Source organism: Virgibacillus chiguensis (assembly GCF_900129865.1).
GTDB classification, from domain to species: Bacteria; Bacillota; Bacilli; order Bacillales; family Amphibacillaceae; genus Virgibacillus; species Virgibacillus chiguensis.
The window spans coordinates 100,378-122,545 of the sequence record NZ_FQXD01000008.1; the positions used below are offsets into that span (position 1 = coordinate 100,378).

General features: G+C 36.5%; 22 protein-coding genes and 1 pseudogene. 2 read left to right on the forward strand and 21 right to left on the reverse strand.

Going from position 1 to position 22,168, the window contains the following annotated elements; genetic code table 11:
- Positions 1-455: 455 nt before the first annotated feature.
- On the reverse strand, positions 456-1,589 hold the full coding sequence (locus tag BUB45_RS10730; protein WP_073008735.1) for a response regulator: 1,134 nt from the start codon (positions 1,587-1,589) through the stop codon (positions 456-458).
- An 857-nt stretch (positions 1,590-2,446) separates the two neighbouring features.
- The gene (locus BUB45_RS10735; RefSeq protein ID WP_073008738.1) at positions 2,447-3,799 is read right to left on the reverse strand and encodes an acetaldehyde dehydrogenase (acetylating); all 1,353 of its coding nucleotides are present in this window, start codon (positions 3,797-3,799) and stop codon (positions 2,447-2,449) included.
- A gap of 286 nt (positions 3,800-4,085) precedes the next feature.
- Between BUB45_RS10735 and BUB45_RS10740 the strand changes: the two genes are divergently transcribed.
- Positions 4,086-4,868, forward strand: a complete 783-nt coding sequence (locus BUB45_RS10740) for a helix-turn-helix domain-containing protein (protein ID WP_073008741.1) — start codon at positions 4,086-4,088, stop codon at positions 4,866-4,868.
- Positions 4,869-5,393: 525 nt separating this feature from the next.
- Here the strand turns inward: BUB45_RS10740 and BUB45_RS10745 are convergent.
- Entirely contained in the window at positions 5,394-5,897 is a 504-nt protein-coding gene (locus BUB45_RS10745) for a hypothetical protein (protein ID WP_073008744.1), read from the reverse strand.
- 749 nt (positions 5,898-6,646) lie between these two features.
- Here BUB45_RS10745 and BUB45_RS10750 point away from each other — a divergent pair.
- The gene (locus BUB45_RS10750; protein ID WP_073008747.1) at positions 6,647-7,162 is read left to right on the forward strand and encodes a gamma carbonic anhydrase family protein; all 516 of its coding nucleotides are present in this window, start codon (positions 6,647-6,649) and stop codon (positions 7,160-7,162) included.
- 82 nt (positions 7,163-7,244) lie between these two features.
- Here the strand turns inward: BUB45_RS10750 and BUB45_RS10755 are convergent, their stop codons facing one another.
- The 18 genes and pseudogenes from BUB45_RS10755 to BUB45_RS10840 all read right to left on the reverse strand — a co-directional run bounded on the left by BUB45_RS10755 (position 7,245) and on the right by BUB45_RS10840 (position 22,164).
- Positions 7,245-8,198 carry an NAD(P)H-dependent flavin oxidoreductase gene (locus tag BUB45_RS10755; protein ID WP_244527714.1) on the reverse strand — a complete coding sequence of 318 codons (954 nt, stop codon included), beginning with the start codon at positions 8,196-8,198 and terminating at the stop codon, positions 7,245-7,247.
- Position 8,199: 1 nt separating this feature from the next.
- Positions 8,200-9,045: a phenylacetic acid degradation operon negative regulatory protein PaaX gene (gene paaX / locus BUB45_RS10760; RefSeq protein ID WP_084723626.1), complete on the reverse strand. Its 846-nt coding sequence runs from the start codon at positions 9,043-9,045 to the stop codon at positions 8,200-8,202.
- A 104-nt stretch (positions 9,046-9,149) separates the two neighbouring features.
- A complete protein-coding gene (locus BUB45_RS10765; RefSeq protein ID WP_073008757.1) occupies positions 9,150-9,926 on the reverse strand; it encodes an enoyl-CoA hydratase-related protein in 777 nt (258 codons plus the stop codon).
- 16 nt (positions 9,927-9,942) lie between these two features.
- Complete coding sequence (locus BUB45_RS10770; RefSeq protein WP_073008760.1) at positions 9,943-11,139, reverse strand: thiolase family protein; 1,197 nt, start codon at positions 11,137-11,139, stop codon at positions 9,943-9,945.
- Complete coding sequence (locus BUB45_RS10775) at positions 11,136-11,999, reverse strand: 3-hydroxyacyl-CoA dehydrogenase (RefSeq protein WP_073008763.1); 864 nt, start codon at positions 11,997-11,999, stop codon at positions 11,136-11,138. Before BUB45_RS10775 ends, BUB45_RS10770 begins: the two co-directional genes overlap by 4 nt.
- A 93-nt stretch (positions 12,000-12,092) precedes the next feature.
- A complete protein-coding gene (locus BUB45_RS10780; RefSeq protein WP_073008766.1) occupies positions 12,093-13,610 on the reverse strand; it encodes an aldehyde dehydrogenase family protein in 1,518 nt (505 codons plus the stop codon).
- 16 nt (positions 13,611-13,626) lie between these two features.
- On the reverse strand, positions 13,627-14,400 hold the full coding sequence (locus BUB45_RS10785; protein WP_073008769.1) for an enoyl-CoA hydratase/isomerase family protein: 774 nt from the start codon (positions 14,398-14,400) through the stop codon (positions 13,627-13,629).
- 11 nt (positions 14,401-14,411) lie between these two features.
- Entirely contained in the window at positions 14,412-15,188 is a 777-nt protein-coding gene (locus BUB45_RS10790) for an enoyl-CoA hydratase/isomerase family protein (RefSeq protein ID WP_073008772.1), read from the reverse strand.
- Positions 15,181-15,483: an EthD family reductase gene (locus BUB45_RS10795; protein WP_073008775.1), complete on the reverse strand. Its 303-nt coding sequence runs from the start codon at positions 15,481-15,483 to the stop codon at positions 15,181-15,183. The genes BUB45_RS10790 and BUB45_RS10795 overlap by 8 nt, the downstream gene beginning before the upstream one ends.
- Positions 15,471-16,010 (reverse strand): 1,2-phenylacetyl-CoA epoxidase subunit PaaD, encoded by a 540-nt coding sequence (gene paaD, locus BUB45_RS10800; RefSeq protein ID WP_073008778.1) that lies wholly within the window; start codon positions 16,008-16,010, stop codon positions 15,471-15,473. The genes BUB45_RS10795 and paaD overlap by 13 nt, the downstream gene beginning before the upstream one ends.
- 24 nt (positions 16,011-16,034) lie before the next feature.
- Positions 16,035-16,826, reverse strand: a complete 792-nt coding sequence (paaC, locus tag BUB45_RS10805; protein ID WP_244527715.1) for a 1,2-phenylacetyl-CoA epoxidase subunit PaaC — start codon at positions 16,824-16,826, stop codon at positions 16,035-16,037.
- A 5-nt stretch (positions 16,827-16,831) separates the two neighbouring features.
- Positions 16,832-17,149, reverse strand: a complete 318-nt coding sequence (gene paaB, locus BUB45_RS10810) for a 1,2-phenylacetyl-CoA epoxidase subunit PaaB (RefSeq protein ID WP_073008781.1) — start codon at positions 17,147-17,149, stop codon at positions 16,832-16,834.
- 17 nt (positions 17,150-17,166) lie between these two features.
- The gene (paaA, locus tag BUB45_RS10815) at positions 17,167-18,147 is read right to left on the reverse strand and encodes a 1,2-phenylacetyl-CoA epoxidase subunit PaaA (protein ID WP_073008784.1); all 981 of its coding nucleotides are present in this window, start codon (positions 18,145-18,147) and stop codon (positions 17,167-17,169) included.
- Between the two features lie 14 nt (positions 18,148-18,161).
- A complete protein-coding gene (locus tag BUB45_RS10820) occupies positions 18,162-19,484 on the reverse strand; it encodes a phenylacetate--CoA ligase family protein (RefSeq protein ID WP_073008787.1) in 1,323 nt (440 codons plus the stop codon).
- Between the two features lie 288 nt (positions 19,485-19,772).
- Positions 19,773-20,003, reverse strand: coding sequence for a ferredoxin family protein (locus BUB45_RS10825; RefSeq protein WP_073008790.1), 231 nt, complete (start codon positions 20,001-20,003; stop codon positions 19,773-19,775).
- 16 nt (positions 20,004-20,019) lie between these two features.
- Positions 20,020-21,015 (reverse strand): NAD(P)/FAD-dependent oxidoreductase, encoded by a 996-nt coding sequence (locus BUB45_RS10830; RefSeq protein ID WP_073008987.1) that lies wholly within the window; start codon positions 21,013-21,015, stop codon positions 20,020-20,022.
- Between the two features lie 575 nt (positions 21,016-21,590).
- A pseudogene (locus BUB45_RS20635) lies at positions 21,591-21,665 on the reverse strand (fuculose phosphate aldolase); the annotation flags it as partial.
- 31 nt (positions 21,666-21,696) lie between these two features.
- Positions 21,697-22,164 carry a GNAT family N-acetyltransferase gene (locus BUB45_RS10840; protein ID WP_073008792.1) on the reverse strand — a complete coding sequence of 156 codons (468 nt, stop codon included), beginning with the start codon at positions 22,162-22,164 and terminating at the stop codon, positions 21,697-21,699.
- Positions 22,165-22,168: the final 4 nt, after the last annotated feature.

Genomic DNA, 22,168 nt, shown 5'->3' on the forward strand with positions numbered 1-22,168 from the left:
AATCATTTCTACCACCACCTTGTTATTATTCATAGAAATTATAATATATTAGAAAAAAATAGTCAAATTAGATTTTTTTGTTAATTCATCTTTATTATTTATATTTTTAAATTTACATTATTATGAAAGAGATATTATTTCAAATTACTACATTTTTTAACTAAATAGCCTTATTTACACCCCATTAAACTAATTTTTATATAGTAAAGACAGGTCAACATACGATAGTTTTAACCACGAATAATGCGATTATTCACAGATTACAACATATCAACATTATTTTATGCTATACTCCTTTGCATTTTCTAAACATTTATTTAAAATAAATTAGAAAAACTTGACTACCGAAATGTTTTTATAGCGGTACCTATTATTTTGTTTACTATAAAACCTGAAAATAGCGTAAAAAAAATAGAGAATTTGCGCTTACTTTTCATGCTATTCTCCTCTGAACATTAATGAGAAAAGGCTTTTCTGCCTGACTTCCACGAATTGTACCAGCCAACAATATCATTGTTCGGCAGCACTCCTACTTCAGTTTTTAAGTAGCTTTTCAAAGATTCGTATTGTTGATGTACATAAGCAGGGTTATTTTCAAGTGCATAAATTTTCATTAAAGCAAAATGAGCACTTTCTGTTTCTGGTATAATTTTACATATATAGCTATACCATAGTTTTGCTTCAGACATATTTTGATTCTTTTGATAAAATGCCGCAATTTCTAAAGCTTTTGTCAACCAAATCTGTTCCCAATAATATCGTTCTGACTCTGCCCACCAAAAGTCATATCCTTGTAGATATGCACCTCTATATAAGAACAATACTTGAATATAATTATTAACGGATGTTTCATTCAAAGGTGGTAGCGTTTTTATATGTTCTTTCCATTCTTCAAAATCTAAAATAATATTGTCTGTTTCTAAAACGTAGCCATCAGAAACATTTTGTAATCTCAAATGTCTATGATACTTTCTCAGTGTTTTTCTCACGTAATAAATTGTTGTATACAACAATGAATTGGCTCTTTCTAATGCTAGGTCAGGCCAAAGTAGCTCAATTAAAAATGATTTTCTGACCATTTTCCCTCTATGATGTAATAAATATAAAAATAATTCCGCTGCCTTTTTCGTTCTCCAGGCAACAAATTCACGTTTCCCTTTAACCGATTCAACCGAAAATTGACCGAGCACATTTACATAAAGTGGTGAAGTTCTTTCAATCGTAGATGACTGTAAATTATTATCTATTCGTTCAACTGTTTTTTTCAAACGTTCAGGTGGAATCGGCTTAACTAGATAATCGATTGCATTAAGCTCAAATGCCTTTACAGCATATTTATCATAAGCAGTCACAAAAACAATAAGTAAGTTTGGCTTATCTTTTAAAACTTTTTCAGCCAAACGAATACCATTCATTTCCGGCAACCCTATATCTAAAAATATTACGTCCACGTCCTCTTTAAGAATAGTTTTATGTGCATGGATAGGATTAGTTATTTTACCAATAACATACATTTTACTAATCTTTTTGAGCTGTTGTTCCAAATAGTCTAAAGCCGATTGTTCATCATCCACAATAATAGCCTTCATAATAATTCCTCCATCCATTCAAATTATTTTCACCATTTCCATACTTTATCAACGATTTCTAAACAAAAACTAAAATGTAAGCGTTCAACCAGTTATATAGTCCTAGTTAAATAGCATTATTTACTAATTATATATACAAAAAATAGTTAATAAGGACCATATCGGTTTTAAAAGCAAAACTTGTTCTAACAGCATTAAACTTTTTAAAAACATCCTGAACGAAGTAAACAACTGTTGAAAAATATTCATAAAACTTGTCAATGCTGAAGTAGTAGGTGCGTTTTAAAACTTCAATTGATAAATTACTTGTCATGAAAATAATATGCGAGAATGGATAAAGAATATTATAATTTTTTAGATTTAATTTTGGTGAGATGAGATAGTTTTTTAAAAAGTGAAGAATCCTGAGGGTAGAAATATAAAAAGGTTTGCAATTTTTAAATAATGATAGAACATTTCTAGCAATATATATAAGGCGAATATGCCATATGAAACTGAAGCTTTAATATGGATATAGTTTCTAAAAGCAACCTTTTGCTTATCTGTTAATTTGGGTGAATTGCCAAGGAATGTCCACTAGGGATTTTTCTTTTTATTACATTATTTTGAGCTTTCAACGTCGCTATCCTTTCTCCTAGGCACATATATTTTCCTATACCCTAATAGGTGTTTATGGAAACTTTTAGTAAACTTAAATAAACGAAACTACAGAAAGAGGGGTTCATCTAACTCCTACTGTATGTTTCGTTAAACTAATTGAGCAACATTCATACTAGGTTTGCTTACGCTTTCCTATAGTAGAAAAAAACATCCAAACTTCGCTTATTACAAAGTCTGGATGCTTTTCTACCATTTTATTATTTATTATACGCAACTCGATTAATATTCATTAATTGACGAACACTTACGTTATCCGTAATACTGCTTCCACCAATTGCACCACAGCCCAATGTTAGGGAAGGAGCTAGATTTGTAGAAAAACCAATACCTCCAAATGTTCCCGGTGTATTAATTAAAATACGGGAAGCTTTGATGCGTAGTCCAAAATCTTCTACTAACTCATCATTTGTTGTGTGCAACATAGCTGTATGCCCTGCACCCTCATTTTCTAGGATGGTATTGCATGTTGTAACACCTTGATCCCAATCATTTACCGTGTACATTGCTAGAATTGGGGTTAATTTTTCACGTGAATACGGGTTGTCAGGTCCAATTGTCGTTTCCTCTGAAATAAGCACACTTGTATCTGCAGGAATGATAATCCCACATAGTTTAGCCACCTCTGTAACGGTTTTACCTACAATTTGTGGGTTCATCGTACCATTTTCTCGCATAATAAAGTGAGAAACTTTCTCTGATTCTTCTTGATTCATGAAATAAGCTTTACGTTTTTTCAATTCCTCGACAACTTCTTCTTTTATACCTTTCTCAACAATAATGGATTGTTCTGAAGCGCAAATCGTACCATTATCAAATGTCTTACTCGTAATAATTCGATCGATTGCTTCTTCGATATGAGCTGATTTTTCAACGAAAGCTGGACCGTTACCAGGGCCGACTCCAATTGCTGGATTGCCGGAAGAGTAAGCAGCTTTTACCATTGGTCCACCACCAGTTGCCAAAATTAATGCTGTATCATCGTGTTGCATCAATGTTTGCGTTCCTTCTAGGCTTGGAGATTCAATTACTTGTACTAGACCTTTTGGCGCTCCAGCATTTACTGCTGCTTCTTCCACTAACCGTGCCGCTTCAACAATACAGTTGACAGCTTTTGGATGTGGTGATAATACAATGGCATTTCTTGTTTTTAATGCGACTAGTGTTTTAAAAATAACCGTAGATGTTGGATTGGTAACCGGTACAAGTGCTGCAATTACTCCCATTGGCACGCCAATTTCAATTACTTTATTCATTTCATCTCGATCAATAATGCCTACAGTTGGTTCATCTTTTATGCTCTCGTATACTTGCTGACTAGCAAATAAGTTTTTCGTCGTTTTATCTTTCACATTACCGAATCCTGTTTCAGTATGTGCTTTATATGCTAAGTCCTCTGCAGCTTCTGTTAATCGGACAGATATGGCCTTTACGATTTCATCTACTTGTTCTTGGGTGAAACTGGCATATATATGTTGAGCATGTTTCGCTTTTTGAATTAGCGTCTCTACCTCATATGTTTGTACAGTTTCTTGCGCTAAATTTATAGCCATGTTTGACATCCCCTTTTCAATTAATTTCTATACTTTTATAATAAAGCGTTTACAAATTAATCGTTAGGACTATTTATATTTGTTTTTGGACAATTTTGACATTAGCTCATTATTTCACAAACTGATGCATATATAAACATAAAATTCCCTCCATTATCATGTTATACTTATAATAGAATATACATTTCACATCGTTACACAATACGTGTAACCTTTATAACTTAGTATGGAAGCAGAGGATTTGGTTCTAAAGATCATCAGGAATAACGTAAAGAGAGGGGATATCATGTGTCGTGTATTATTAGCTAGTCCAGAACAAGCAGACCGTGTTTTTTTAAAGCGAATTTTTGCAGAGCACTTTTTTAATGTCATATTTTTTGATGATGCCTTATCTGCTGAAGAAGCATATGCACGTTCATTAGAACAACGCCCTGATATGCTTATATTAGATGTCAGTGGATCAAGTGAAGAAATTTTTCAATATAAGATAAATATCGTTAAACGCCACCCAAACGTGAAAGTTATTTTAATAGACAATGAGGAAAACTTTAAACATATTCAAACAGCGATTCGCTGTGGAGCGGTTGACTATTTGGTGAAGCCATTAAAAGCAGAGGAATGTAAATCTGCCATTCACCGGGCAATTTTGGCACTAAATCAAGTATCCTTATTAAACTATGAACGAAAATCTGTCACCGATACCTTAAAAGAAAGTGCCGCTCAGATGATGCAATACGTCCACGAACATTATTATGAAGAAATAAATTTGGATTCATTAGCAGCGTTCATGCATTTAAATAAAAGTTATGTAAGCCGCTTTTTCAAAGAAACCGTCGGCATGTCCTTCGTAAGTTATGTACGGCACTATCGAATAGAACAAGCAAAAAAGCTATTGCGTACATCCGATTTATCGGTCACAGAAGTCGCCGAACAAGTGGGCTACCTAGATCTTACGTATTTTAGCAGAATTTTTAAAAAAGAAAGCCATTATACGCCCAATGAATATAAGCAGGTTTACCAAGGAGAACATGTACCAGCTGATATAGCATTTGCAGAGGGACATCATTAAATGATAGATGAAGTTACACAGAAGAGCCACAGGTAAAGAGTGTGGCTCTTGCTTTGTTTACATAACCAACCATACTAGTGTAATAGCATATATATATCAACATTATGAAATCATGATATAGCACTTTAAAAAAGCTAACTTTGAGGAGGGTAAGTATGAAGAATTCTCTAAAGTCTATGAAAGGCTTAATAGGAGAAAACGGTATCAAATGCTATAATAATATTATAGTTGTATTAGCTAGGTGAGTGACCAAAAACCTCCGAGATAAAATGGAGATGAGGCTCGTGATTACTGGAGATATAGCAAATGTTATCATAGGTTTTGCATCATTAACCTTAACATTTCTAATGGGTTGTAATTATGACCATGGAAAAATCCGCTCTAGTCAGACGGAGGTTCGCTCCCGACCATGCAGAAGTCGCTCTCGAAAAACGGAATTTCACTCCCTACCACGTTAAAATAGCTCTCGTTCATCGGAAATTGCCTGTTAACCGCAACGAAAACATTTTAAGCTCCCACTCTGAATTATTTTTCTTCCATCACATTTGGCTCATCTTCTTCGTCAGCAAATAAATCAATAATTTTCCCAAAAACGTATAGTAGAAAAACAAATACCAAGCTTATGATTGTAGCTCCAATAAAATTCGTATCTAGTCGTTCAGAATAGAGGTTAAACGTATTTATGTACACACTAAAAACCGTTAAGAAAATAACCCATTCCTTCAAATTGGTAGGACCAATATCATCTAAAGAATGAAAAGTTTTATCTTTTCGATCAATAAATATCGCAATTTCAATGATTACTAGCATGAATAAGCTTAACAATGTGAAACCTGTAAAAAACCAGAAGTCCCCCCAAAAGTCTTCATAAAAATGAAAATCTATGAACGGTATTACTTGAGCAAGATAAATGACAGCAAAGGAAATAACAAATGGTATAGCTATAAACAAAGTTACTAAAATGATTAACATGACTAGTAATAGCATATGAACCAAAATCAAGCCGATATCTACTTTCTTTTTTCCCATATTCATGCCCCTTTCAGGAGAAAATTTTGACTATCGTAAAGTCTTTATGGCGATAGCTTACGTAGTTTTGCTTCCAATATAGAAGTTAAGATATATCATAAAGCCGCTTGTTAGCTTAATAATAACGAAGAATTTTTTCTACATTTGAACTTATATATTGATACGTATTTGCTAACTACTTTGTTTCATGAAGTTTCATGTTTTCCCCTTATATTCTTCCTCCGTTTAACTGGTTCGGACGTACTGACTTTATTCTCATTAAAAAAACAGTTCTATACAATGAGAAGAAACTCCTTCAAGCTGTCTCTATATTAGCAAAACTTGGCTTGTTTTCAAGTTTTATAGTGAAAGCTGTAGTTTTTTTATACTATAAACCTTTAAACTTCTACACTTACCCATAATAAGAAAGCTTCTCCTTTGCGAGGGTAGAGCAAGTAAAAACAAACCATTTCCTGAATGTGAAACGAAACCGATTTATCATTTTATTTTCTATTTTTTTAACATTTAGCCTTTTAAAAAAAGGTCAGCAATGTTAAAATAGAATACAAATTTTGAAATTTTTCTGTTTGCTCCATACTTCCACATAAGAATACTTATTCTCAAACTCTTCTTAGACTTAAGGATATATTATCACAACAGATGACGTTCACCATGTAAGAGTCAAACAGTATTTTATGTCTTTTATCATGTTGGATTAAAATCCTAGCAGTCCTTATTTTTATTACTAAATTTTCCAAAGAGGTGATATCATGATTATTCCATACAATCAATACACCCCCCTCGTTAATGACAACGCTTTTATAGCACCGGGTGCATACTTAATTGGCGATGTAACTATCGGTGAAGAATCTACTATTTGGTTTAATACCGTTTTAAGAGGGGATGAGGATTCCATTACAATTGGGGAAAAGTGTAGTATTCAAGACAATTCAACTATCCATCTGTTCGAAAATTGTCCTGTAGTGGTAGAAGATGAGGTTACAGTAGGACATAATGTTATTTTACATGGTTGTAAAATAGGTAAAAGAACCATTATTGGAATGGGATCTACCATTCTAGATCATGTAGAAATCGGCGAAGAATGCATCATAGGAGCAAATACCCTTATACCACAAGGTAAAAAAATACCTTCACGTTCCCTGGTAGTAGGATCTCCGGGTAAAATCGTTCGCGAAATAACAGCAAAGGATCTTGAGCTTATTCAATTATCCATTGATACATATGTACAAAAAGGGAAAGATTTCAAACAAATACTGAAAAAATAAACCATTGCTGTTGGGAGGTATCCCTTCCCTCCCAATTCATTCCGTATATACGTCAACTTAACACGATACCACCAGTTAACGCCTACATAAGTTTTTCCATACTAAACTTTAATATCTGTTTTGCATCTCTTACCATCGTTGCTATCAATTCCTCTACAGTTGGACAATCATCAATCAAGCCGGCTATTTGTCCACCATTAATAAAACCATTATCCAAATCTCCTACGATTGCCCCTAATTTATGGTGATCTTCACTTGTTTCTTCTATAAATAAATCGGGCTTCTCATGTTTCATTTCGAGTTCTGTCAACTTATGAACATAGTTTGTTTTCATTAATCTACGAATACGATGATATCTTCTTCCAACAATAATCGTTGATTCATCCGTAGCATGAATAATTTTCTGTTTATAATTATCATGATAAGGCGATTCCTTCGTAGCAATAAAACGCGTTCCCATTTGTACACCTAGCGCCCCTAACGATAAAGCCGCCGCCAAACCTTTACCATTAGCAATTCCTCCCGCAGCGACAACGGGGACACTTACTTTTTCAACAACTTGGGGAATAAGTGTCATTGTAGTACTTTCATTTAGTGCATTAATCCCAGCAGCCTCATATCCTTCACAAACAATAATATCCACCCCAGCAGCTTCAGCTTTTTTGGCTTGGCTTACGGTGGAAGAGACACAGATAACCGTTATATCATGCTCTTTGAGCAATGGAACAAATGGTGCTGGGTTGCCTGCAGACAAAGAAACGACAGGAACCTTTAATTCAATTAATTCCTGAATTAATTGTTCTGTATGCGGATGAACAGATATAGGAACATTTACACAATAAGGCTTTGATGTTCTTTTCATCATTTCTTTTATTTTTGTTAAAACCTCTTCAACTGGCATATTCCCTGCCCCTATTGTCCCTAAGCCACCAACATTCGAAACTGCTGCTGCAAGCCCAGGGTCACTTATATTTCCCATCCCTCCCTGTAAAATAGGATAAATAATATTTAGTCGTTCCGTTAACAAATTCCCCAATTTACTCCTCCTTCGCAATGATTTGTTTTTGCTTTGGACAGTTATCATATCCTGCTAAATAAATCGCTTTGAAAAAAGCATTCGCTTTTGTTGCAAGAATTTGATAATACTCATTAAATAACTTCGCCGCACGTTCACCTAACCATTTCTCTGGCAATAATTCTTTTGGAATACTTGGATCGACAAACAATGATTTCCGATAGTAATGAACAAGTAAAGTTCGTTCTACAAAACAGTCTTGATCACTCATGTCCCCACGTTCTATCTTCATGGCATTGGCAATCATTTTTTCCTCATACGCATGAATAAACTTTTCGTATAGCATATTTATATGATCTATATCCCAACAGCTGCGTATGATTTGTTTATTCGCTTGGAAACCTTCATTTTTAGCTTCAAAAAAATAAACATCTTCTTTAATATCATATTTATCAATAATGTCATAAATTTGCTCTTTTAACGGATTCGGTGTAATCCAAACGCCATTGGAAAGTAGGCCAAAACCGCTCCAAATTAGTTCTTTACGCAATTCATCGCGAATATGTCTTCTTTCTTCAGGTATGGTATACAGTAGCGTCCGCCATTTTCCATCCCACTTCGCTGGCTCCATTCTATAAATACGGCCGGCCGCTTCTTTCATTCTTTTTTTTCCACGCTCGGTCAATGAATAATAACTTTTGTTTGCTTCCTTACGACTGACAACCCATCCCTGCTTACTCATTCTAGATACAGCTGATCTTATAGACTGTTCATTATGGTCAAATGGCTCCAATAATTTAATTAAGCTACCAACCCATATTTCATTACCGTAGTACCGAATATAATCTCCAAATAACGTAAAAATCATTGAACGTGTCTTTGGTTTGCTTTCCACGATTATCATCCTTTGCTAGTATGAAACTGTATTACCTTCTAAAGAGATTATGGGAGGAACACGTTCCATTCATCTATTCATTCACCGACAAATTGAGAGGGTCTTTTTTCATAAAATGCGGTCAGTGCTTCGACCCGATCTTTCGTTGGAATTGTTCTGTGATATGCACTTTCTTCTATTTTTATCCCAGTTTTTAAATCTGTGTTCATCCCATGTTGAATAGCAAACTTTGCTTGTCGAATGGCGATTTGCGGCATGCGCACGATGGACTCAACAAATAATTCACAGCTTTCAAAAAGTTTTTCTTGTTCCACTACTTTATGAACAAGACCATACTCTAAAGCTTCGTTAGCAGAAATCTGTTTAGCCAATAAAATTAATTCCATTGCCTTTGCTTGCCCTATTAATCTAGGAAGTCGTTGCGTACCACCAGCACCAGGTATAATCCCCATACTTGTTTCTGTTAACCCCATTGTCGCATAAGAAACAGCTATGCGAAAGTCACATGCAAGCGCAAGCTCCAACCCACCTCCTAAAGCATACCCATTCATTAAGGCAATGGTTGGTTGAGGAAGATTGGCAACTTGTTCAAACACCGAGCTGATTTTTTTGACGTTACGAATAACTTCCTTGTTTCCTAATTGTCTACGTTCTTTTAAATCTGCTCCTGCACTAAACGCCTTCTCACCCCGCCCTGTAATGACTACCGCCCAGATTTCCTGATTGATGGATAGATCTTCTATAACACGCTCTAACTCTAGTAATGTAGAATAATTAAAGCAATTTAACACTTCAGGTCGATTTATCGTGACATAGGCAATTCTTTCTTTTGTTTCTAATAAAACATTACTCATTTCTTCTCCCCCTAACTTACCATTTTTCAATAACTGTCGCAATTCCTTGCCCCACACCAATACACATTGTAGCAAGCGCATATTTACTATTACGACGGTTCATTTCATGTAATAAAGTCGTAAGAATTCTTGCTCCACTAGCTCCTAATGGGTGACCAAATGCAATTGAGCCTCCGTTAACATTAACTATTTCCGGATTTAATTCAAGTTGTTTCATACATGCAATCGACTGCGATGCGAATGCTTCATTCAATTCAACTAAATCCACGTCTTCTATTTGTAGATTAGCTCGTTGCAATGCTTTTTTGGATGCTTCAATAGGGCCAATACCCATGATAGAAGGCTCTACTCCCGATGTTCCACTCGCTATGTAGCGTGCCATAGGCTTCACACCTAATTGCTCTGCTTTTTCTTTGCTCATTAATAACAATGCTGATGCCCCGTCATTTATTCCAGATGTATTACCTGCTGTAACCGTCCCTCCGCTAAATAATGGTTGTAAGCTAGCTAGTTTTTCTCGAGTTGTTGCGGGGCGTGGATGCTCATCTTTATCGACAACCTTCTCTTCCCCTTTAAACATATACTTTACTGGAGTAAGTTCATCATAAAACTTATTTGCTTCTATTGCTGCTTTTGCTTTCATTTGACTAGCATAAGCAAAATCATCTTGTTCTTCTCTTGTTATTTGAAATTGTTTTGCCACATTCTCTGCCGTTTGCGGCATGGAATCAGCACCATACATTGCTTCTAGCCTTGGATTAGTGAAACGCCAGCCAATCATAGTATCTAGTAAAGTCTTATTCCCTCGTTGAAAAGCGAATTCTGATTTAGGTAAAACATACGGTGCTCTTGTCATGCTCTCCGTTCCACCAGCAATATAAATATCCCCATCTCCAACCATTATTGCGCGTGCCGCCATATGAACAGCATCCATTCCTGAACCACAAAGGCGATTTACGGTTGTACCAGTTACATGAACAGGGAGCCCAGCAAGTAGGAGAGACATACGAGCAACGTTTCTATTTTCTTCCCCAGCACCATTTGCATTACCTAAAATCACTTCGTTGATGGCATCTATGGGTAACTTTGGCTGTCTATCAATGATCGCTTGAATGACAACCGACGCTAAATCATCTGGACGTACATATTTTAATGAACCATTGTATCTTCCTATTGGCGTCCTTACTGCATCAACGATAACAACTTCTTTCACTTCTCACTCCCTCCTTCATAGACATAGACACCTTTTCCTGTTTTTCTTCCTAATCGCCCTGCTTTTACATACTGTTCTAAAAGGGGGGCAGGACGGTATTTATCCCCTAACTTTTGATGTAAATACCGAAGATTATGAAGCCTTGTATCTAAACCGACTAAATCACCTAATTCAAATGGTCCCATTGGATAATTCAATCCGAGCTTAATCGCTTTATCAATTTCTTCAGGGGTACCAAGTCCTTCCTGTAGCATATAAAATGCTTCATTACCTACTAAGCAACTAATACGACTTGTTACAAACCCAGGAAATTCATGAATCGTTACCGTTTCTTTTCCTAATTCTTCAGCGATGTTTTCTGCTATTTTTACTGTTTCATCGCTTGTTTCCAAACCACGGACAATTTCAACTAATGGCATTTTATGAACTGGATTAAAAAAATGCATAGCAATAACGAAATCGGGTTTAGTTGTGTATGAAGCTATCTCCGTTGGACTCATGGTTGACGTATTTGTAGCAAATAAACAATCCCTAGGCGCATGGCGATCAAGTATGGAAAAGATATCTTTTTTAATCTCTATTCTTTCCGGAACAGCCTCTATGATAATGATGGCATCTTTCACCGCTATTTCTAAATCTGTTTCATAACGAATGCTATCCTTTCCTGCTATCGCCTTTGCCTCTGTTATCTTTCCATAAGTTATTCCCTTTCCATACAATACGTCTATCTCTTGTTTCGCTTTGAAAAGGACTTCTTCATTTACATCCACAAGCTTAACAAAATAACCCCTTAATGAAGCAACATAAGCAATTCCTCTTCCCATTACCCCTGCGCCTACAACTACAAAACATCCCCGCATCAAAATCTTCTCCTTTTCTACTATTGAAATGAAAAGCGAACTTTTCCCTAAAGGATATTCGTTCGCTTTTATTCCAAGACAGTACGTATTATTCTATAGATTTAATGGATTTAACGGTTTTCTTCCTGCATAAGATAAAACACTTTTTGTTTCTGTATATAAATCTAGCGTCTCTATTCCTAGTTCACGACCAAATCCAGACTGTTTATATCCACCAAATGGAGTGCCAGGAAAAGCAGAAAACGGGCAGTTCACCATCACCACACCAGCCTGAATACGATCAGACACACGCTTTATAAGACCTTGGTCTTTCGCCCAAATAGCCGCAGCCAGACCGTATTTCGTATCATTAGCTAATTGAACCACTTCTTTTTCATCTGTAAATGTCATCACAACGACGACAGGACCAAAAACCTCCTCTTGCGCAATTTTCATATCATTTGTTACATCTGTTATTACGGTTGGTGCATACCAATACCCTTCTTCAAAGCCTTCTACTTTTAAGGGATGCCCCCCTGTTACAACGGTTGCACCCTCTTCCTTTGCTCCTTCTACATAACGATGGATCTTATCCAATTGTTGTTTACTAATAATTGCACCAACGTGAGACTTTTCTGACATCGGGTCATCTACAACTAGTTTCCTTGTCTTATCGAGAAAACTTTCCATAAATTCATCATACATATCTTCATGGATAAATAAGCGCGATCTTGCTTCACACGATTGACCAGTGTTGTAAAAAATACCGAAAACAGACCCGTTAACCGCCGCCTCTAAATCGGCATCTGGGAATACGATGTTGGGAGATTTTCCTCCCAACTCTAAGGTAACCCGCTTTAAGGTTTCCGAAGCTTTTGCCATAATATCCTTCCCTGTATTTGTTTCTCCTGTAAAGGCAACCTTGTCAATGCCTTTATGTTCCGTTAAATAAGTGCCGATCGTTGCACCTAGGCCTGTTACTACATTAACAACCCCTTCAGGTACACCTGCTTCTGTACAAATTTCTGCTAACAAAATTGCCGTAATTGGTGTAAAACTGGCGGGTTTTAATACAATAGAACAGCCTGTTGCAATGGCAGGCGCCACCTTCCAAGCAGCCATCATCATTGGGTAATTCCAAGGTATAATTTGCGCTGCTACACCGATCGGTTCTTTTTGCGTATAATTAAAAAACTGCCCAGGGACATTATTTACCGTGCCACAATGTCCAACAATGGCTCCAGCATAAAACTCGAAATCTTCTATTGCCTGCATGACTTGACCTTGAGCTGCGGAGATGGTTTTACCACTATTCATAACTTCCATCTCAACTAATTGATGAAACCGCTCCCTCATAATCGAAGCAATGTTGTTTAATACGCGTGCGCGCTTTCCTACTGGATAACGCTTCCATTTGCCATTATCAAAAGCTTCTCGAGCTGCTTCTACCGCTAAGTCTACATCTTCCAGATTTGCTTTTGGCACTTCAGCAATGACTTCACCTGTTGCAGGATTGTAAACCGTCGCCATTTCACCTGACTTAGCCTGTGTCGGTTTTCCATTAATAACCATTTGGTATGTCTCACGTTTTAGCTCTTTCGCAAAAATTGGCTGTTCTGTTGTTTTTACCATTTCCAACGCTCCTTTTTTAATATCCTTTATATTTAGGGGATCGTTTATCCAAAAAGGACTGAACCCCTTCTGCATAATCTTCTGTCTTACCAGCAATCTCTTGTCCAAACGCCTCATAATCTAGCATATTAGTTAAGTTCGTTTCAAAGCTTTGGTACATGTAACGCTTGATTAACCCTATTGCTTTTGTAGGCATATGAGCCAAGCGATCAACAAATGAAGTCGTTTCTGTATCTAACTGATCTGGTGGGACTACTTTTGTTACTAGACCAACCTCCTTCGCTTCTTTTGCCGTTAGCTTCTCGCCTAAAATAGCTAATTCAAGAGCTTTAGCTAAACCGACGATACGAGGCAAATAATATAAATTTCCAGAGTCAGGAATTAACCCAATATGGATAAACGCCTCCATAAATGAAGCTTGTTCCGAAGCAATTCGAAAATCACACGCCAATGCCAAGCTTAACCCAGCACCTGCTGTTGCACCATTAATAGAAGCAATAATTGGTTTTTCCACTCGAGCAAGCTCTTTCATCATCGGTTGGTAGCGGGATTTAATAATTTCCCCTAGTTGCATCTCAGGTTGTAGGCTGCTAATATCTTCTCCAGAACAGAATGCTTTTCCGGCACCAGTAATAACAAGGGCACGTATTTTATGATCCTTTCCCACGCTTTGAAATACTTCGATCATTTCTTGATTCATCGTACTTGTAAATGCATTTAATTTCTCAGGTCGATTCAAGGTTAGCCAAGCGACCTGATCCTTTTCTTCATAATGAATGGTCTGAAACATTTGCCCAACTCCTATTTCCCCTGAAAATGTGGCGATCGCTTTTCCATAAATGCCTGCATCCCTTCTTGTTGATCCTCAGAAGCAAAAAGCAAAGAAAAGTTTTTTCGTTCATATTGCATCGCTTCATATTCAGTTACATTCTCTGCTCTTCTAACCGTATCTTTTATTAGCCGTAAAGCCAAAGCCGGTTGCTTCTTTAATTTTTCAGCAAAATGTATCGTCTCTTGCATAAGAAGTTCATTTGGTACTATCCGATTTACCATTCCCCAATGTTTCGCTTCTTCTGCTTCCAAATGATTTCCACTCCATAGAAATTCTAATGCCTTTCTTTTCCCTATTAATTTCGTTAATTTCACACAACCTCCAGCACTAGGCATAACACCAAGTTTCACTTCTGGAAATCCAAATTTACTATTTGCTGCTGCAAATATCATATCAGCACATAATGCAAGCTCAAATCCACCACCGAGGACAAATCCGTGCACTGCAGCTATTACTGGTTTTTTTATTAATGCAATACGATCCCAATCAGCAAACTGATTTTTCAACTCCATGGAAACCGCATTTTCTCCCATCATTTCTTTAATATCTGCTCCAGCAGCAAAAGATTTACCGGCGCCAAATAAAACAATGACTTTCACTTGCTCTGAATAATCAAATTCACATAATGCAGTTAAAATTTCTGCTACCATCGATTGATTAATAGCATTTAAAACTTTTGGGCGTTGCAACTCAATGTTTCCAATTTCGTTGTCCGTCCAAACTTTAATATATTGATAGTTATTCAACTTCCTCACCAATCATCATCGTCACTAAATCCCCAGCGAATGACATCAAATCTTTTCCAGAGGCTTTTGCTTCATCCGTTTTCATCGCCGCTTTTAATGCATCGTGATCATCATAATACATTTCACATAACAGATAGTACTTACTTTCCCCACCAGGTGATCCTACAATTTTAGTAACTTCCATTTTACGTAATCCAGGAATCTTTTTAGTAATGGGCGTATGAACATTCTGATAATGTTCATCAAAACTAACCTTATCCTCAGGGCGTTTATACAATGCTATTAATTTAACCATTTATTTTCCACTCCTTCAAATAAATTAGCAATGGGTTTCATTGCTTCAAATGGGTTTTTACATGCATTACAATAAAGAATACTTCGACATGCTGTTGGCCCAAATATGTTCTCCATCGTTGTATACATGGAATGACAATAAGGGCATGGAATCTTCCAAGGTTCACCCGCAGTAAAAGAAGCTGGTGGGGGTGAAACTCCATTTTGTCTTAATTTTTCTTTCCCCGTTTCCGTAATGCGATCCGTTGTCCACGGAGGATGAAAACGAAATGTAACTTCAACTTCTAAATCATCATTCCATTCTAATAAACGCTCTTTCACTTTTTCTTTTACATCTGCTTGAATCATATTTAAAGCTGGACATCCACTAAAAGTTGGCAATAGCTCCACTTGAACAAAACCGTCCCTTTTCATTGCTATATTTTCCAACATTCCTAGCTCAACAATACTAATATACGGCATTTCTGGATCAGTTACTTGTTGTAATACTTGCTGTACTTCCTTCTTGAGAAGTAAGTTTTTCGTCATCCTTTATCCCTCACTTCATCTTTATTACCAAGAAACTGCTTGCTTATCACCTCCGTAAACTTCACTTAACACTTCCAGAGCTTCCGTTAGATCTTCCGTATGTTCTCCATTACGCCCATTTCCACTTTCCATGCCAGGAGATGTCTTAGGTGAAAATTGCATTTCGCCAAATGTAGTACAAACTCTTTTCAACCATTCATTTCGCAATTTTTCTTCTTCCACTATCAACTGATGATCACATATTTCTTTACCATATCTACCTAAAGAGATTACCCCGTCAAATTCTTGCCAACAATAGTTGATAGCATTCTCCATACGATGACGGGCCTCTTTCGTACTCGACATTAATTGTGTAAACCAAGTTTCCCAATGCATAGAATGGTAGTAATGCTCCAATGAGATTTTCTCTGCTGCTTGTTTCAAAGGCTCATAACTAGAATGATAAAGAGATTCTAAGCGAATTTGTTTCAACACACTGAACAAATAATGGCGAACTACCGTATAGGCCCAATCGTAATTGGGATTTTCTAAATAATGGCCTAATCCGTTCTTCCGCTCTAAAAGAATAGCATTTCGAAAGGATTCTGGCTCCCTACAATGCGATAATGCATCAACATCTCCTGCTCCTAATTCCTCCAGCAATTGATAATACATGACCGCATGCCCCATCATATCTTGATTGATGGATGAAAAAGCAACATCCTCCTCAATATGAGGCGCCAACCCAAGCCATTCCGAGCCACGATAGGCTAGGATGAAATTATCATCTGCTAATTGATAAAGTAATTCACACAAAACCATATCTTCTCGTTGCAACCTCTTTACCCCTCCTTCACTTTTGTATCATGATTAAATTCTTTCCATTTCTTAGGGAGATCTACATAGCCACGAGTTTCCCGATACGCTTTATTATCCATTAATTGAAAGGCTTCTCTTTCTTCTTGGCTCATCTTCCTGATATCTTTTCGACTTACAACCCACAATTCCTTCACGGCTTCACGCCGAAAAAAGTTTTCTTTCGCCATGATATAAGCCATTTCCTTGTTGGGTGCTGTTAAGCTAAATCGGTGTTCTAAAGGTAATCCATCTCTTTTCCTGCTAAAAACTTCAAATGCTTCATAAAATTGTTCACTTGCCATGATCGCACTCCTCTCCGTCATCCAACATGTTCGCTTGCTTGTTCTTTGAAATGCCTTAACGCATCTCGAACCCATTGACTATTTTCATAAGAATTCCTGCGCAAAGCTAGCCTTTCATCTGATTTTGGTCCATCCCCAGCTACTATTCTTTTGAATTTCTGCCAATCTGGCTCTGTATAACGCCATTCTTGTGTATCTTCATCAAAACGCAACTGTTCGTCTGGAATGCTTAATCCAAGTAATTGAATTTTTGGTACATATTTCGTTAAAAATTCTTGCCGTAATTGCTCATTTGTTTTTGTTCGGAGTTTATACTTTATACCAATATCAACATTGGTGTGACCTGTTTCTTGCTTTGACTTGGGGCCAAAAAAGGTTAATAACGATTCCCACCAACGATGAAGTGCTTCCTGTAACATGGCTTTTTGTTTTTCCGTTCCACTAGCCAAAGCTAGTGTCAAGCTTTCTCCATGTTTCGCATGGAAGGATTCCTCCTGACAAATTCTTTTCAATGCTCTTCCATATGGTCCATAAGAAGTATTTAACATCATCGTTTGTGATAAAATAGCCGCTCCATCCACTAACCAAGCAATAATAGCTGCATCTCCCCATGATGGTGCAGGCATATGAAAGACATTATGAAATTTAAGCCGTTTTGTAAATAAATCCTCCATAATATGGTCTCTTGTTTTCCCCAATGGTTGGATTAAATCTTCTACGACGCGTAACAGCAACTGACCATGTCCCATTTCATCCTGAACTTTAGCCATAATAGCTAATTTTCGATGTAAAGTTGGTGCCTTAGGTACCCATTCTTTTTCAGGGAGTGCCCCCATAATTTCACTAATCCCATGCATCGAAATTAAACGTATCAATGCCTTTCTATATTCGTCTGGCATCCAATCTTCCGCCTCTATTTTTTCACCCTTTTCAATCCTTTCCATAAAATGATCATATTTTTCATCAGCTGTTAATTGGTCAAAAGGAGTTAAAACCATGGTTTGCAACCTCCTTAAATTTTTATTCCGCTGTCTCTGACAACACGAATCGCTTTCCCCATCGATCGAGGGATCGTACCAGGATGTTCAATGCTAACATCTATACTAACGAGACATTTGCTTTTTAATTGTTGAAAAACTTGATTAGAAAGCGCTTTTATTTTTGCATGCTCTAAATCCCCATCTAATTGTCGGTACATCGTTTCATTGATCTCTACTTTTAACAACACTTTATCTAATGAGCCTTGATTCACAACATAAAGCTGATAATGTGGTTCTAGCTCCTTCATCTCCAATAGAGCGCTCTCTATCTCTGTCGGGTAAACATTCACGCCACGAACAATAAGCATATCATCAATTCTTCCTTTTACACGCGACATTCTCGTTGTTGTTCTACCGCATATACAAGGTTCTTTCGTAATGGAAGCTATATCACCAGTACGATAACGAATAATTGGAAAAGCTTCTTTGGTTAAACTAGTAAAAACAAGCTCCCCTTCTTCTCCTTCTGGTACGGGGTCCAACGTATCTGGATGAATGACTTCCACATAAAAATGATCATCAGCGACATGCAGACCAGATTGTGCTTGTAAACATTCACAAGAAATTCCAGGTCCCATCACTTCACTTAATCCATAAATATCCATGGCTTTAATTCCTAATCTCTCTTCTAACTCTTTGCGCATCTTCTCTGACCAAGGTTCAGCACCAAATATTCCATATTGCAAGCTGGTTTTTCGGGGATCTTTTCCTAATTGTTCCATTTTGTCAGCAATATTTAAAATATAGGAAGGAGTACCAACAATGACGCTAGGTTTAAAATCTTCTATTAATAACACTTGCCTTTCTGTGTTTCCTCCTGAAACGGGGACCGTGGCCATTCCTAGTTTTTCTGATCCATAATGTAAACCAAGCCCACCAGTAAACAAACCATAACCAAATGCATTTTGTAGAATACGTTGCTTATTTCCTCCACAAGCAACAATTGCTCTTGCAACAATTTCCGCCCATACTTCCAAATCGTTTCTAGTGTATCCTACAACAGTCGGTTTGCCACTTGTACCACTAGAAGCATGGATTCTATCAATAACACTTATTGGTAGTGCAAATAATTGGAATGGATAATTATCACGCAGATCTTTCTTTTGCGTAAATGGTAATTTCTGAATATCTTCTAAGGATTGAATGTCGTTTGGGGTTAGATTTAATGCTGCAAATTTTTTATGATAATAAGGGGTTTTATTGTAAACGGTTTGCACTGTTTTTTTAAGTCTTGATAATTGAAGTTTTTCCATACTTTCTCTAGGAAGCGTTTCCATTTCTTGATTATAAAACATGATTTCACCTACCTATTCATTGTATTTGTGCAAATACTCTAGATGAAATTTTCCATTAGGATACGGACTTTCTGCTAAAAAAATCCGTAGCTACATAAGTTTTTTTCATTTTCGCCTACCTTATTTATAATTGAAAAACATGACTTTTTACGAATTTCCTATGAAAAAAAACGTTTTCATTTTACATATACTATTAAAATAACTTCGCTATCGACAGATCAATATGGCGATAGACGCCTTCATTTTGTTTATACGACAATCCATAAAAATGTGCTCCTTCCTACAGTGCTAGAAAAAATCTCTGTTTTTCTCAATATATTCCTTCTCTTTTTCAGGGACGTCTTCTTCTGCATATATAGCTTGAACTGGGCAAATTGGCTCACATGCTGCACAGTCTATACATATGTCAGGGTCTATGTAGTACATTTCATTTCCTGAATAAATCGCATCTACAGGACAAACTTCTACACACTCAGCAGACTTTTCAAAAGAGCAAGGAGATGTAATAACAAACGCCATGTTTTTCTCTCCAATCTCAGTTTTTCATTTTTTCCCATTTTTCAAATAAAGTTGTGCTATGTTGGGGTTGATGCCTAGCTTTAGGATCTATATACGTTTTAGCACTGCTAATTGCAGTGACTGCATCACCAAATCCTGAAGCAATTAACTTCACTTTTCCATAGAAGGTAACAACATCGCCAGCAGCGTAAATACCTTGGATATTCGTATTCATAGCTGAATCTACTTGAATAGCATTTTTCACAAATTCTAGCCCCCAATTTTTAATCGGACCTAAAGAAGATATAAAGCCGTAACTAGCGATTAATTCGTCTAACGGAATTTTTATCGTTTCTGAGTCTTTTACGTTTTGAATAGTGATTTCTTCTATTTTTCCTTCTCCTACAATTTCATGTAATTGAAACGGAGTAAATACGTCAACCTTAGAGTCAAACAGTTTGGAAACAGTATGTTCGTGAGCCCTGAATTGTTCTCTTCGGTGAATTATTTTCACATTTTTTGCTATTGGCTCCATCATCATTGCCCAATCTACTGCTGAGTCTCCACCACCTAATATACAAACGTTTTTATCCTTATAACGATTTACATCTTGAACAAAATAGTGTAAGTTCTTTCCTTCGTATGTATAAGCATTTGCTAATTTTATTCGTCGAGGTTCAAAGGCTCCTATACCAGCAGTAATAAGAATTGTTTTTGAATAATGCACTTCTTTGTCTGTAGCAAGTTGAAAATATTGGTTATTAACCTTTACTACATTTTCTACCGTTTGCTGTAATACAATATGAGGATTAAATTGCATTGCTTGTTCCGTTAACTGATTAATTAATACTTGTGCCTTCACTTTCGGATATGCCGCAACATCATGAATGTACTTTTCAGGATATAATGCAGACAATTGCCCACCTAAATGAGGTAAGGTTTCGATGATTTTCACTTTCATCTGTCGTAATCCCCCATAAAAAGCAGCAAATAAACCTATTGGTCCACCACCTATAATCGTAACATCATACATACATTCTTCTTTCACTTTTTCACCTCCACTTATAAGAGCTCTCTTCCTATTTTATCTAGGAGCTATTATTTCGTCCTGCATCCATGATGGTTTTCTATAGTGTATGAAGGGTAAATATTTCTTCTCATCTATCAAGCATTTAAATAGACGATTTATTTCATGATATATCTTTAGAGGAAATATTAGAACAATATTTTGTATGACGTTTTATAAACGGCATATAAATTAATGTTATATAGATAGTACCACCATAGATTAAATTTTGTCAATATTGTATTTAATTTAATTATTTAAATATTTTATAAGTATTATTGGAGACACAAATAAAACCCCTTCACTTCTAAAGGAGTTTTATCTAAAATGCTTATTCTTTTTTATCTTTGTTACACTGAGTTAAGAAGTAAGGGAGGAGGTTTATTTTATCCCAACTATAAAATGCTTTAAGACCGTTGTAAAATTCACTTTAGCGTATCTTTAGGTTGGCCATAATCTTTAAATCTTTCTACCATCATCGTCATTTCCTCGTCGGCTAATATGATGGGATCACCAATTGCTTTGGACTGCCAGTACAAGCGAGCACAAAATTCCAGTTGCTCTGTAATAGCATAGGCTTCTGCAAGAGAACTGCCAACTACATTAATACCATGATTTGCTAATAAACAGCGTTAACAAGGCATCTTACTAAGCCTCGTTAACGCTGGTTCTCTTCAATATCCACTTTATCCTATCATCTGCTTCTTTTCTTTTGCGCATCCCTATTTTTTCCAGCACGCTTATGGACGGCAAATTTGTAACCAAGCATTCTGCATGAATTTGCTCTACAGAAGCGAAAGCAAAGGCCCAATTTATAAGCGCTCCAACAGCTTCTGTCGCATATCCTTGATTACGAGCATCATCCATGATTCCATACCCAATTTCTACCGATCGTTCTATACCCGGCTTTCCTTTAAATCCAGCATTACCAATCAAAAGTGTATTCTCTTTATTACAAATCAACCACGGTCCCCAGCCGAATTGACTTTGATCTTCTTGCAACTTTTCTATGTGTTGATAGATATGGTTACCAACACTTTGTTCTCGTTCTAAAACCATGTTTACGTTTTCCTCTGTACAAGGAACTAATAAAAGTCGTTTCGTTTCAATTTTCATGATT